10 protein-coding genes are annotated in these 12919 nt (G+C 72.7%); 5 read left to right on the top strand and 5 right to left on the bottom strand.

What is annotated here, in order from left to right; all coding sequences use genetic code 11:
* Positions 1-12 precede the first annotated feature (12 nt).
* The 4 genes from AB0C99_RS08715 (at position 13) to AB0C99_RS08700 (ending at position 4290) form a co-directional block, all read left to right on the top strand.
* A complete protein-coding gene (locus AB0C99_RS08715) occupies positions 13-1578 on the top strand; it encodes a lipopolysaccharide biosynthesis protein (protein ID WP_362471401.1) in 1566 nt (521 codons plus the stop codon).
* Positions 1568-2746, top strand: coding sequence for a hypothetical protein (locus AB0C99_RS08710; protein ID WP_362471398.1), 1179 nt, complete (start codon positions 1568-1570; stop codon positions 2744-2746). The genes AB0C99_RS08715 and AB0C99_RS08710 overlap by 11 nt, the downstream gene beginning before the upstream one ends.
* Positions 2747-2842: 96 nt before the next feature.
* Positions 2843-3505 carry a class I SAM-dependent methyltransferase gene (locus AB0C99_RS08705; RefSeq protein ID WP_362471395.1) on the top strand — a complete coding sequence of 221 codons (663 nt, stop codon included), beginning with the start codon at positions 2843-2845 and terminating at the stop codon, positions 3503-3505.
* A complete protein-coding gene (locus tag AB0C99_RS08700) occupies positions 3505-4290 on the top strand; it encodes a glycosyltransferase family 2 protein (protein ID WP_362471393.1) in 786 nt (261 codons plus the stop codon). The genes AB0C99_RS08705 and AB0C99_RS08700 overlap by 1 nt, the downstream gene beginning before the upstream one ends.
* Positions 4291-4315: 25 nt before the next feature.
* Here AB0C99_RS08700 and AB0C99_RS08695 read toward each other — a convergent pair whose 3' ends face one another.
* Positions 4316-5266: a glycosyltransferase family 2 protein gene (locus AB0C99_RS08695; protein ID WP_362471390.1), complete on the bottom strand. Its 951-nt coding sequence runs from the start codon at positions 5264-5266 to the stop codon at positions 4316-4318.
* Positions 5266-7290 (bottom strand): O-antigen ligase family protein, encoded by a 2025-nt coding sequence (locus AB0C99_RS08690; protein ID WP_362471388.1) that lies wholly within the window; start codon positions 7288-7290, stop codon positions 5266-5268. The genes AB0C99_RS08695 and AB0C99_RS08690 overlap by 1 nt, the downstream gene beginning before the upstream one ends.
* 56 nt (positions 7291-7346) lie before the next feature.
* Here AB0C99_RS08690 and AB0C99_RS08685 point away from each other — a divergent pair, with 56 nt between their 5' ends.
* The gene (locus AB0C99_RS08685) at positions 7347-7994 is read left to right on the top strand and encodes a hypothetical protein (protein WP_362471386.1); all 648 of its coding nucleotides are present in this window, start codon (positions 7347-7349) and stop codon (positions 7992-7994) included.
* Here AB0C99_RS08685 and AB0C99_RS08680 read toward each other — a convergent pair.
* From AB0C99_RS08680 to AB0C99_RS08670, 3 genes are read right to left on the bottom strand one after another with little or no spacing between them, the layout of a single operon-like run.
* The gene (locus tag AB0C99_RS08680) at positions 7969-8577 is read right to left on the bottom strand and encodes an acyltransferase (RefSeq protein WP_362471383.1); all 609 of its coding nucleotides are present in this window, start codon (positions 8575-8577) and stop codon (positions 7969-7971) included. The two genes, AB0C99_RS08685 and AB0C99_RS08680, sit on opposite strands and share 26 nt — an antisense overlap.
* Before the next feature lie 50 nt (positions 8578-8627).
* Complete coding sequence (locus tag AB0C99_RS08675; RefSeq protein WP_362471380.1) at positions 8628-9674, bottom strand: glycosyltransferase; 1047 nt, start codon at positions 9672-9674, stop codon at positions 8628-8630.
* Between the two features lie 29 nt (positions 9675-9703).
* The gene (locus AB0C99_RS08670) at positions 9704-12886 is read right to left on the bottom strand and encodes a DUF4082 domain-containing protein (RefSeq protein WP_362471377.1); all 3183 of its coding nucleotides are present in this window, start codon (positions 12884-12886) and stop codon (positions 9704-9706) included.
* Between the last annotated feature and the right edge of the window lie 33 nt (positions 12887-12919).

Below are 12919 nucleotides of genomic sequence, written 5' to 3'. Positions count from 1 at the left end.
GAGCCCTCTCCGATGGAAACAGCCCCCGCCGGGTCCGCCGCCGCGCCCGCCGCCCCCGGGGACCAGGCGTCCCTGGGGACCAAGGTCCGCTCGGCGACCCGGTGGAGCCTCGTCAACACCATGGTGATGAGGCTCGGCAACTTCGCCACCGGCATCGTGCTCGTCCGGTACGTCCTCGACCCGGTCGCCTGGGGCGTCTACGGCGTCGCCCAGACCGTCCTCATGGTCCTGCTCTCCGCCAACGAGCTCGGCGTCTCGCTGGCCATCGTGCGCTGGGAGGGGGACGTACGGCGGTTCGCGCCGACCGTCCTCACCCTCAGCGCCGTCTCCAGCGGGCTGCTCTACCTGTCGCTGTTCGCCGCCGCGCCCGCCGTCGCCGGACTCCTCGGCTCCGACGAGGCCACCGCCGTCCTGCGGGTCATGTGTATCTGCCTGGTGCTCGACGGGCTCTCCCAGGTCCCCGCCGGGGTCCTCACCCGGGAGTTCGCCCAGGGCCGCCGGATGATCATCGACGCGCTCAACTTCGTCGTCAGCACCTCCGTCACCCTCGCCCTCGCCCTGCACGGCTGGGGCGCCATGAGCTTCGCCTGCGGCGCCGTCGCGGGCAACGTCGTCGCCCTCGCCGGCTGCGCCCTCGCCGCCCCCGGGATGCTCCGCTTCGGCTGGGACCCGGTCCAGGCCCGCGCGCTGCTGCGGTTCGGGCTGCCGCTCGCGGGCGCCAGCATGCTCGCGCTCGCCGTGGTCAACGCCGACGCCATGATCGTCGGCGCCGTCCTCGGCAACGTCTCGCTCGGCTTCTACATGCTCGCCTTCAACATGGCGGGCTGGCCGGTCCGGGTCATCTCCGAGACCGCCCGCCGGGTCTCCTTCGCCGGCTTCTCCCGCCTGGCCGACGACCCCAAGGCCCTCTCCCAGGGCTTCGGCAGCGCCCTGCGGCTGCTGATGACCGCCACCGTGCCCGCCTGCGTCCTGCTCGCCGCGCTCGCCGGACCGGCCGTGGAGCTCGTCTACGGCGCCAAGTGGCTCCCCGCCGCCCAGGCGCTGCCCTGGCTGATGGCGCTCGGCCTGGCCCGGATCGCCGCCGAGCTCACCTACGACTGCCTGGTGGCCATCGGGCGGCGCCGCTCGCTGCTGCTGATCCAGGGGCTCTGGCTGGTCACCCTCGTGCCCGTGCTGATCCTGGCCGCCCGCGCCGGGGGCATCGAGACCGTCGCCGCCGGCCACGTCCTGGTCGCCGGTGTCGTGGTGCTCCCCGCCTTCCTGCTGGCCCTGCGGCGCGGCGGGATCGCCACCCGGGCCGTCGCCCGCGTCTGCGTCCGGCCGGTCCTCGGCGGGGCGCTGATGGCCGCCGTCCTCCTGCTGCTGCGCCGGGAGCTGGGGGAGGGCCCGCTCGCGCTGTCCGCCACGGGTGTCACCGGGCTCGTGGCGTACGCGCTGTGCGTGCTGCCCGGCCGCACACTGGTGCGCGTCGCGCGGGCGCGGTCCGGGCGCCGCCCGGCGGCCCAGGGCGAGGGCGAGGGCGCCGCCCCCGCCGTACCGGCGCAGAAGCAGCCGGCCACTCCGGCACGTGAACGATGAGGTGAGTCCCCTGGCCCGCACCGGCCGTCACAAGCACCCGGCCCGCACCGGCCGCCGCAAGCTCCTCGGCGCGGCGGTGCTCGCCGCCGTCACGCTCTTCTCCCTGCTGACCTTCACCGGGCTCGGCGGCAGCTCGGTCTGCCTGGGCGGCGCGGCGCTCTGCGACCCCCGGGCGATCACCGCCCCCGGCGCGGGCACCGGCGCGCCGGCCCCGCCGCCCGGCCCCTCGTCCTCCGCGAGCCCCGCCCCGGCCCCGAGCCCCACCCGCAGCGGCGGCCCCGCGCCGTCCGCGAGCCTGTCCCGGTCGCCGGACCCGCGGCGGGACGCCAAGCCGCCCGCCGTGAAGGGCTGCGCCAACCCCCGGGCCTGCGGCTACCCCGACGCGGGCAGCACCGGGCCGCGGATCGCCACGCTCACCCCGCAGAGCACCGGGAACGCGAGCATCCGCACCGACGGCACCGTGATCCGCGGCTGGGACATCACCGGCTCGCTCGACGTGTACGCCAACAACGTGACCGTCATCGACAGCCGCATCACCTCCACCAACTGGTGGGGGGTCAACCTGCGTCCGGGCTTCTCGGGGCTGCGGATCCTGTACACCGAGATCAACGCCGTCCCCGGCAAGGGCCCCAACAACGGCGGCTCCGACTACGCCGTCTCCAACATGAGCACCAGCTCCGTCGAGGTCGGGCACTGCGACATCTCCGGCTTCGGCGACGCCCTCTCCATGGGCCAGGGCAACCTGCACGACAACTACGTGCACGGCATCGTGCCGTTCAAGAACCTCGACGGCGAGTGGCAGCACACCAACGCCGTCATCAGCAACGGCGGCGGCAAGGGCAAGCTGACCATCCGGCACAACACCCTGATCAACGCGACCCCGGTCGACCAGGGCGCCTCGGCGGCCGTCGGCCTGTTCGCGGACTCCGCCCCCGTGGCCCACACCGTCGTCGACGACAACTGGCTGGCCGGCGGCGCCTACACGCTGTACGCGGGCGGCGAGGGCTCCACCCACATCGAGGTCACCGACAACGTCTTCTCGCCCGAGATCTACCCCTCGGGCGGCCGGTACGGGCCCGTCGCGTACTGGAACGCCGCCGGTCAGGGCAACGTCTGGCGCGGCAACCGGATGGCCGACGGCACCCCCGTCGTACCCACCCCGCAGTGAGCGGACGAGATCAACAGATCAGCAGATAAATACCCACTGTCCGCATAGGGTTGGACCCGACCCCACCCCGACCTCGAACATCAGGTGGTTGATGCGATGTCCGGCCTCCGAGCCCTCCGCAATCGTTTCGTCGACGCGCCCGACTCCCTCGGCGAACGGTTCCGCGCGGCCCGTTGGGAGCGGTTCCGCAACTGCTTCCCGAACATCGAGGACCTGCGCGTCGTCGACCTCGGCGGCACCGCGAGCAACTGGACCCGCTCCCCGCTGCGGCCCCTCCACGTCCACCTGGTGAACCTGGAGGCCCACCCGGCCGAGCTGCCCGACTGGATCACCGCCGAGATCGCGGACGTCACCGACCCCGCGATCCCGGCCAAGCTCGGCGACTTCGACCTGGTCGTCTCCAACTCGACGATCGAGCACGTCGGCGGGCCCAGCCAGCGCCGCCGCTTCGTCGCCGCCATCGAGCAACTGGCCCCGCTGCACTGGGTGCAGACGCCCTACCGCTACTTCCCGGTGGAGCCGCACTTCCTCGCCCCCGGCTTCCAGTTCCTCCCGCTGGCCGCCCAGGCCAAGCTGGTCCGGCACTGGCCGCTCACCCACAGCCGCCCCGGCACGCCCGAGGAGGGCATGGACGCGGTCATCAACATCGAGCTGCTGACCCGCGCCGAGATGAGCTACCTCTTCCCCCGCTCCGTGATCCTCAGCGAGCGGGTGGCCGGGCTCACCAAGTCCCTGACCGCCGTCCGCACCCGGGTCTGATGGGCGGGGTCCTCAGGGGGCCGTGGGAGCTGCTGAAACGGACCTTCGGCTGGCTGGTCCTGTACGAGCTCCGCAACAAGGTCCTGCTCGCCCCCACCGCCGTACGCCTGCGCCGCTTCGAGGACGCCGAGACCGCCCGTCTCACCCGCGTCCTCGGGCGGCGGCCCACCGCCAGGGTCGCCACCGTCATCGCCACCCACAAGCGGCCCGAGGCGCTGCTCCGGGCCGTCCGCTCGGCCCTGGAGCAGACCGTCCAGGAGCACGTCGTCATCGTCGTCGACGACGGCGCCGGACTCCCCGAACTCCCCGCCGACCCGCGCCTCTTCGCCGTCTCGCTGAGCCGGAACACCGGCGTGGCCGGGGTGGTGCGCAACGTCGGGATCCGGCTCACCCACTCGCGGTACGTGGCCTTCCTCGACGACGACAACCTGTGGGAGCCCGAGCACCTCCAGGAGGCGCTGGCCGTCCTGAGCGCCCCCGGCGGGCCCGACGGCGTCTACACGGCGCTGCGCAGGGTACGGCCGGACGGCACCGACATGGACGTCCTGTCGGTGCCCTTCGACCGGCGCAGGTCCGCGCACCAGGCGTTCCTGGACACAAACGCCTTTGTGGCCCGGCGGGCCCCGGCGCTGCGCTTCAGCCGGCTGCGCCGCACCCCCGAGGTGCTGCCCCGGGAGGACTGGGAGCTGATCCGCCGCTACAGCCGGGGCCGGCGGGTCGCGCACCTCGCCCGGCCCACCGTCCGCTACCTCGTCAACCCGGGCAGCTTCTACACCTCCTGGTGAGCCCCCGGGCGGCGCCCCGGACCCGCTACGCGCGGTGCCCCGGGCGCGCCGCCCCGGGCCCGCCGAGCAGCGCGCGCACGGCCGCCCGGGCCGGCTCCCGGCCGAGCGCCGCCCGGGACAGCTCCCGCAGCAGCACCGCCGCGCGGAACGCCACCGTCGCCGGCAGCCCGTGGCGGCGCCGGAACAGCCGCACCCGGTTCACCACCAGCAGCGACCACAGCGCGGGGGACACCCGGGAGTCCCCGCCCAGGTGCGTTGCGCGCGCCGCCGGCTCCAGCCGCGTGACCAGCCCGAGGTCCCGGGCGCGCAGGCAGTACTCCGTCTCCTCCGAGTAGAGGAAGAACGACTCGTCCCACTCCCCGCAGGCCGCCACGCACTCCGGGGACAGCGCCAGCAGCGCCCCCGTCGCCCAGTCGGCCGCCGTCCGCCCGGCGTACGCGGACGGGGCGGTGACCAGCTCGCTCCAGCGCGGGAAGCGGCCCGCCCTCCGGTTGCCCAGCACGGCCTCGCCGAGCGCTCGGGTCACGCTGGACTCGCGGCGCAGCGAGTGGATCAGCCGGCCGTCCTCCTCGTGCAGCAGCGGCACGCTGATCCCGACCCGGCCGCCGTCCGGCAGCGGCGTGTCCAGCGCCTCCACCAGGGTCGCGGCGCAGCCCTCGGCCATCCGGACGTCGGGGTTGCAGATCAGCACCGCGCCGAAGCCCTCCGCCCAGGAACCCGCGGCGCGCAGGCCCGCGTTGATCCCGAAGGAGTAGCCGCCGTTGCGTCCGGTCTCCACGACGACGGCGTCCGGGGCGTGCTTGCGGACCACGGCGACCGTGTCGTCGGACGAGTCGTTGTCCGCGACGACCAGTCGCCAGTCCAGGCCCGCCATCCCGGCCGGCAGCGACTCCAGGAAGCCGGGCAGCACCCCGGCGCTGTTCCAGGTGACGACGAGGACGGCGACCGGGCCGGGGCGCGGCTGCTGTACGGGCATCAGATCTCCACGAGGTGCGTTGAGTCGGGCGTCCGCTGCGGCGGCACCCGGTCGGCGGTGCGGGCGGCCTCGGCCTCGCGCCGTACGAAGCCGAGGCAGGAGCCTCCCGCGCCGAGGAGCAGGAAGAAGACGCCGGCGAACATGGGGAAGCTCAGGGTGTCGAAGGTGGCGCTGATGACCAGGGCGACCAGCGCGGAGGCGAAGAACGCCTGCCCGAGCTCCCGGTCCGCCTCGTGCCGGGCCAGCCGCCGGATCGCCCCGCCGTTGTGCACGCCGGTCAGGCCGAGCACGAGCAGCATGAGGGCGCCGAGCGCGCCCAGCTCCGCCAGGGTCAGCAGGTACTGGTTGTCGGTGAAGAAGTAGCGCTCCGGCGTGAAGGTGCCGAAGCCGCGGCCGAACACCGGGTCCTGCATGAAGTACTCGGCGATCTTCGGGTACTTGATGGTACGGGCCTGGGTGCTGCTGTCCGCGTTGTTGAGGCTGCCGGAGAACAGCGTCGTGATCGTGCCGATGAGCCCCGGCACCAGCACCTTGAACACCGCGACCGCGCCGAACAGGATCCCGATCGCGGTCCAGCGCCGCACCGGCTTCCAGCGCGGCACCATGATCAGCACCACGACCAGCAGGCCGATGATCGAGGTCCGGGAGACCGTCAGCGGCAGCCCGCCGCCGAGCAGCACCACCGGCGCCCACAGCCGCCACTTCTTCAGGTGGGCCCGCGCCGGGTCGAACGCCTGGGCGATCGCGAACGGCAGCAGGATCGCCAGCATCCCGCTGAACTCCAGCGGGTGGGCGGTCAGCGAGCGCGGCCGGGTGAAGGAGCCCCGGTCGAGCACGGCCACGTTCGCCACGCTGGAGTTGAGCCCCGGGATACGCAGCGAGTCGGCGATGTTGGTGCCGGTGAAGAAGTCGTACAGGCCCAGCAGCGCGACGATCGACCCCATCACCACGAGCCGCCGCATCAGCACGTCCAGCCGCGCCCGGTCCTGGATCCCGGCCGAGGTCAGCACCACCAGGGACACCCACACGAGGAGCACGATCAGGCCCCGGTCCGCGGCCAGTATCTCCTTCTGCGAGCTGATCCGGTCCTGGTTGGCCACGTACGAGAGGAGGACCGTGACCGCGAGGAGCAGGATCACCGTCCGCATCGTGCGGGTCCCCGGCGCGGGCGCGATCCGCCCCCGGCACCAGGTCGCCAGGTACCAGAAGAGGCCCAGCAGCGCGAAGACGTTGGCCGGGGTGCCCGCGCCGCCGAGCGCCGGCAGCGCCAGGTTCGACGGCAGGAACAGGGCCAGCGCCAGATAGCCGGTGAGGACGGCGGTGGCGTCCAGCGGCCGGGTCAGCAGCCTGCGCAGCCGCCCCGCGCCGGGCCCCGGCAGCGGCGGAGCGGGCGGCTCCGGCAGCCCGCGGGTGCGGCGGCGGACCGCCGCCCACGTCTCGATCACGAACGACAGCAGGAAGGCGGCCGTGACGCCGAAGACCACCACCGCCGCCACCTTCTGGTAGCGCGACTTGGGCTGCGAGACCGGCTTCTGCGGCGGCACGATCCGCGCCGACCCCACGTAGTAGCCCTCCGGCACCCGGGCCTGCTCCTGGAGCAGTTGGAGCTGCTCGGAGGCGTAGTCGGTGATCATCCGGGTCTCTTCGAGGACCCTGTCCTTGTCCTCGCCCTTCACCGTCAGCGTCAGCAGCGGCCCCTCCGCCTGCGCGGCGAAGTCCACCCCGTACTCGTCGGTGATCCCACGGCCTTGGAGTAAACGGGCCGTCTCGGGCGACTGGAGCGCCCGGATCAGCACATCGGCCGTGCCGATCAGCGAACCGCTCGCGTACGCCAGCGGATTGCCGTAACTAGGCGCCGGCTTGGCCACCTTGCGGGAGTTCAGCAGCGCCAGCTGGCTCTGCGACTCGTACGTCACCGGCACGGTCGTGTACAGGTAGCCGCCCGCCAGCAGACTGAGCAGGGTCAGCGGCACCATGACGTACCAACGCCCGGCCAGGACGCGGAAGATCTCGGCGATGCTCACGAACCCTCCCCCGGTTCCTCTTCGTGGTGCCAGTATCGGTGCTGATGGAAAGAGACGTGCTGACTCCCGAAGGACTCGCCCGCGTGCTGCTGCGCCGCTGGTACGTCCTGGTCCTCGCCGTGCTCGTCACCGGCGTCGCCTGCTACCCGGCCCTGCGGCCCGCGCCGCGCTACCAGAGCTCCGCGGTGCTCGTGGTGAAGCCGCCGCGGACCGGCAACCAGCCCAACCAGCTGACCAACCTGCGGCCCTCGCTGGCCCTGGTCTCCTACGCCGTCGTGCAGCAGCTCCAGTCGCCCGACGGGCAGGCCGAGCTGAAGGCGGCCGGGGTGCACGGCACCTACCGGCTCACCCCCCGCAACAGCGGCACCAGCGCCACCCCGTACTACTCGATCCCCACCCTCCAGGTGGAGTCCGAGCAGACCCGGCCCGAAGAGGCCGACCGGCAGGTCCAGTTGATCATCGGCGTGTACGACCGGCGCCTGAACGCCCTCCAGGCCGGGCAGCACGTGGCGCCCGGGACCCTGCTCACCGTCGACCTGCTGAACCGCCCCGGCACCGTCGCGCTGCCCCCCAACCGCACCCGCGCGGTGGCCGGCGCGGGCGCGCTCGGCACCCTCGCCGGGGTGATGACGGCGCTGTGGACGGAACGGCTCGCGGCGGCGCGGCGGGGCCGGCGGCTCAGTGAGCGGCACCGTACTCCGTGAGCCGCCCGTCCCGCTCCTCGTAGCGCTCCCCGGTCTCCGGGCAGCGCCACAGGCCCGGCGCGCCGGGCTCCTCGGCCAGCCGGACGCCGGCCTTGCCGACCCAGCCCGCCCGGCGCGCCGGGACGCCCATCACCAGCGCGAAGTCGGGCACGTCGGCGGTGACCACCGAACCGGCCGCGACCAGCGCCCAGCGCCCGATGGTCACCGGCGCCACGCACACCGAGCGGGCGCCGACGGCCGCGCCGTCGCCGATCACGACCGCCACGGGCTCCCAGTCGCCGCCGCGCTTGAGCCGCCCGTCCGGGTCCACGGCCCGCGGGTTGTGGTCGTTGGTGAGGACCACCGAGGGGCCGATGAAGACGCCGTCGCCGAGCACGGCCGGCTCGTAGACGAGGGCGTAGTTCTGCAGCTTGCAGTTGTCGCCCATGGTCACCCCGGGGCCGACGTACGCGCCGCGCCCCACCACGCAGTTCTCGCCGAGCCGGGCGTCCTCGCGGATCTGCGCGAGCTCCCACACGCTGCTGCCCGCGCCGACGACGGCCTTCTCGTCGACCTGGGCGGTGGGCTGGACGCGGTAGTTCACGGATGTGCCTTTCGTTCCGTGGAGATGAGACGACAGGAGAGGGAGGGCGGCTAGATGCCCCGGCGCTTCCAGGAGCGCCACCAGAGCCATTCGCGGCCCCGGTCGACGACCGCCGACAGCACCAGCGGCTGGAGGTACGGCATGACCCGCGCCCCGATCCGGCGGCGCAGCCGCAGCGCCCGGTACTCGGGCAGCGACTCGGCGTCCGGGCGCCACTCCTTGGCGAGCCGGACCAGCTCCTCGACCGGGACGACGTCGGTGCGGCCCCGGTCGTAGGCCCGGTAGGCCCGGCGCAGCGCCTGGCGGGCCAGCCGGGTGTCGACGAGGCCGGCCAGCCGTTCGGCCTGCGGCAGCCGGTCGGCGCACTTGTCGAGGACGGCGGTGAAGGCGGCCCGGCGCTGCCGGAGGTCGTCGAGCTGGCCGCCGAAGTCGGTGGTGGACATGTTGTTGCCGTGGACCCGGTAGTACGCCTGGTCGGCGCCGGCGACGTAGCCCACGTCGGCGTGGGCGGCGAGCCGCATCCACATCTCGATGTCCCCGGCGTGCGGCAGTTCGGGGTCGTAGCCGCCGACCTTCCGCTGGAGGCTGGTGCGGACGACCACCTCGGGCGAGGTGATGCAGCCGGTGCCCTCGCGGAAGCGCCGCTCCAGCCACCAGTGGCCGGGGTAGACCACGGATCCGGTGGTGGCGGTGCGGGCCGCGGGGAGCGGCCCGCCGTGCTGGAAGCGCAGTGGCCTGCCGTAGGCGAAGCCGGCCTCCGGGTGGGTGTCGAGCAGGGCCACGGCCCGCACGAGCGCCCCGGGGACGAGCCGGTCGTCGGCGGAGAGCAGCACGACGTAGTCGCCGTCCGCCCACTCCAGCAGGCCCTCGTTGTAGGTGGCGATGTGGCCCTTGTTGGTCGCGTGGACCCGCACCTCGATCCTCGGGTCGGAGGCGGCCAGCTTCCTGGCCGCCTCCGCCGAGTCGTCGGGGGACGCGTCGTCGATGATGAGCACCCGCACGTCGAGGCCGGGCTGTTCGTCGAGCACGCTGCGTACGCAGTCGGCCAGGAAGTGGCCGTACTTGTAGCAGGGGATGACGACGCTGACTGAGCTCATGTTGGTGCGTTCCCCGGTTTTTCGGTGGCTCAGCCGGTCGTGAAGACCGGGCCGACCCAGTAGTTGGTCGAGTTGTAGGAGTTGGTCGGGAAGGCGGTCGTGGCCCCGTACTTGTAGAGGCCGTTGGCGGCTCCGCTCGCGTCGGCGGGTGCCGACAGCGGGTAGTTGAGGTGGGCGCCGCCGAAGAAGCCCGCGTCGGAGGCGTAGTTGCCGTTCGGCGCGTGGTACGAGGCGACGTAGGCGGTGTTCGCCGTGATGGCGACCGGGGTGGCGAAGGTCAGCGTCTGCCAGCCGGAGGCCGTCTCGCCGGTGAAGGTGCCGGTGGCGAGGAGGGTGCCGTCGGCGGCCCACAGGCTGCCGGTGTGGCTGCCGGTGTTGGTCGCCCCCTTGTAGAAGGTGATGCCGGTGACCTTGCCGCCCAGCGCGGACTGGAAACGGGTGCCCAGCTCAAGGGAGTTGGCGTCGCTGGTCTCCGCGGTCTTCGACGGGACCGTCTGCGCGCTCCACAGGGTGCAGGGGCAGGCGGCCGGCGGCGGGGTCGAGGAGGTGGTGAAGGACCAGGTGACCGGGTCCGTCATCGCGTTGCCCCACAGGTCGGCGGCCTGGACCGAGACCGTGTACGTGGTGCCCAGGGCGAGCTGGCTGTTGAGCGTGAACGCGGCCGTCTTGGCGTCCCCGTCCAGCGTGGCCCGGCCCGGGACGGCGGCGCCGCCGGGGCCCTGCACGCTGAACACCAGGGTGCCGCTGTCGACGCTCTGGTTGAAGGTGGCCGTCAGCGGCGACGTGATGGACACGCCGGTCGCCCCGGGGGCCGGGGTGCGGGCGGTGACGACGGGCGGCACGGTGCTGGCCGAGCCGGTCTCCAGGATGGCGTCCACCCAGTAGTTGCTGCCCGCGGACTGCTGGTTCGGGAAGCCGCCGGCGGCCCCGTACCGGTAGACGCCGTTGCCGCCGTCGGTGCCGGACTGGAGCGCGGTCAGCGGGGCGAGCCCGGAGCCCTTGTCGGTGAAGTAGTGCGCGTCGTAGGAGTAGCCGCCGCTGGGGGCGAAGTACGAGGCGATGTACGTGGTGTTGGCCTTGGCCGGGACCGGGTTGGCGAACTTGAGCTCCTGCCAGCCGGACGCGGTCTCGTTGGTGAAGGTGCCGGTGGCCAGGAGCTGGCCGGAGGCGGACCACAGGCTGCCCTTGTGGGTGCCGACGTTGGCGGCCGACTTGTAGAAGCGGACGCCGGTGATGGTGCCGGGGACCGAGCTGCGGACCTTCACGCCGAGCTCGACGGAGCTGCCGTCGCCGCTGTTCGCCTTGGTCGGCGCGGCCGTGGCCGGCCAGACCGTGCACGGGCACTGCTGCTGGGTGACGGTCAGCGGGACGGTGGTGACGTTGCCGAGGTTGACGCTGTCGTCGACGGCGCGGACCTTGAGCTGGACCGGGCCCTCGGTGAGGGGGGTCCACTTGTAGCTCCAGGTGCCGGTGCCGTCGGCCGCCTTCCAGGTGGTGCCGCCGTCGGTGGACACCTCCACCCGGGCGACCACGCCGCCGGAGTCGGCGGCGGTGCCGGAGACGGTGACCTGGCGCAGCGCCGGGACGGAGGCGTTGACGGCCGGGCTGGACACGGTGACCGTGGGGCCGGTGACGTCCTTCGACGCCTCGGCGGCGACCAGGTCGTCCTGGCGGGTCCTGGGCTGGATGCCCATGTCGGCCAGGATGTTCACGGTGGCCTGCTGCATCCGCTTGTCCACCGTGACCACGCCGCCGTTCGGGTCGGCCGTCGGCACGTTGGTCAGGCCCCAGGACCACTGGACGGTCCCGGTGCCGAACACCAGGGCGTTGGAGGTCTGGTCGCGGAAGGCCACCAGGCTGTGGGTGGCGGTCCCGTTCCCGTAGTAGTTGCCCCAGTCCAGCAGGTAGTTGCCGTCGTTGACGTCCACCGTGGTGGAGGACATCCGGATCTGGCCGGCCGGCCGGGAGGCGTTCTCGACGTCGGAGTCCCACTCGTAGCCGAGGGTGCCCTGCGGGAAGGTGGCGACCTGGTTGCCGGTCAGGCCCGCGATCGAGGTGTTGCGCCACAGCCGCATCTTCGCGTACGCGGCGGGGACCGTGATGGCGTCGTTGCGGGGGCCGTTCACCTGGAACAGCGAGCCGGTGAGGATGTTCTGCGGCCGGTAGGGCTCGCCCTCCTTGGTGCTGTCCGGGTCCATCCAGGTGCCCGTCCACACGTTGCTCGGGTCCGGGACGCCGTTGGGTGTCGGGAACTTGAGCTTGGTCTCCTTGTAGCAGACCAGGGTGCGGTTGGCGGTGGAGCTGCCGTCGATGCTCGGCTCCAGGCGGGTCTTCCAGAAGATCTCGTTGCCCGAGAAGTACGTCTGGTGCTGGCCCGCCTTGCGCGCGTTGAGGACGTTGGTGAACTGCTCCTGCGTCCAGTACTCGTCGTGGCCCTGCGACATGAACATCTTGTGGTTCGCGAGGAGCGCGGCGCCCCGGGTGGCCGTGTCCAGGCCCGAGACGTAGCTGAGGTCGTAGCCGTTGCGCTCCAGCCACGAGATCATCTCGAACTCGGAGCCGTAGATGCCGTTCTCGCCGCCGATGTCCATCGGACGGTTGTAACTGACTTTGTACGCCCGCCCGTCGGGCGCCGGGCCCTGCCCGTCGTAGAGGTTGGTGCCGCCCCAGTCGTTGTACGCCTGCCAGGTCTGGTCCGAGGTCTGCACGAGGATCTCGGAGCGGCTGGCGTCGTTGCGGACCACGAACGGGTAGGGCATCAGCCCGTTGCCGTCGGCCTGGTCGAAGTTGGCCACGTACAGCCCGGACACCGCGTCGGCGGGCACCGTCCAGCTCGCCGTGGCGGGCCAGTTGCCGCAGTCCATCAGGCCCGTCGGCGCGTCCTTCAGGCACGCCGGGCGCTGGGTCAGATAGGTGGCCGGGTAGAGCTGGTCGGCCTGCGCCTGGGTGGAGATCTGGCGCGCGCCGTCACCCCCGTACCAGCCCAGCCGGTAGATCTTGACCCGGTACGAGGACGGGGACTGGACCTTGAACTGGAGGGTCTCCCCGGCCTGGAGGCTCATCTTGGTCGGGAATCCCGCGATGTCGCCCCAGGAACTGCCCGCGAACCAGTCGGACATCGGCGTGCCCGGCTTGGCGTTCTCGCAGGTGATGGGATTGCTGCCCGTTCCGCATGGATCGGCGAGCGCGCTCGCCTCTCCGACCGGCGGCAAGAATATCGCTGTCAGCGCCGCGGCCAGGGCGAA

It is taken from the genome of Streptomyces sp. NPDC048659, from assembly GCF_040650575.1.
Classification (GTDB): Bacteria; Actinomycetota; Actinomycetes; order Streptomycetales; family Streptomycetaceae; genus Streptomyces.
This window is presented reverse-complemented; position numbering and strand designations above follow the sequence as displayed.

Bases quoted from the DNA above. Each gene is read 5' to 3' on its own strand.
- AB0C99_RS08715 (WP_362471401.1), top strand. From the start codon at position 13: ATGGAAACAGCCCCCGCCGGGTCCGCCGCCGCGCCCGCCGCCCCCGGG.
- AB0C99_RS08700 (WP_362471393.1), top strand. From the start codon at position 3,505: ATGGGCGGGGTCCTCAGGGGGCCGTGGGAGCTGCTGAAACGGACCTTC.
- AB0C99_RS08705 (WP_362471395.1), top strand. From the start codon at position 2,843: ATGTCCGGCCTCCGAGCCCTCCGCAATCGTTTCGTCGACGCGCCCGAC.
- AB0C99_RS08695 (WP_362471390.1), bottom strand. From the start codon at position 5,266: ATGCCCGTACAGCAGCCGCGCCCCGGCCCGGTCGCCGTCCTCGTCGTC.
- AB0C99_RS08675 (WP_362471380.1), bottom strand. From the start codon at position 9,674: ATGAGCTCAGTCAGCGTCGTCATCCCCTGCTACAAGTACGGCCACTTC.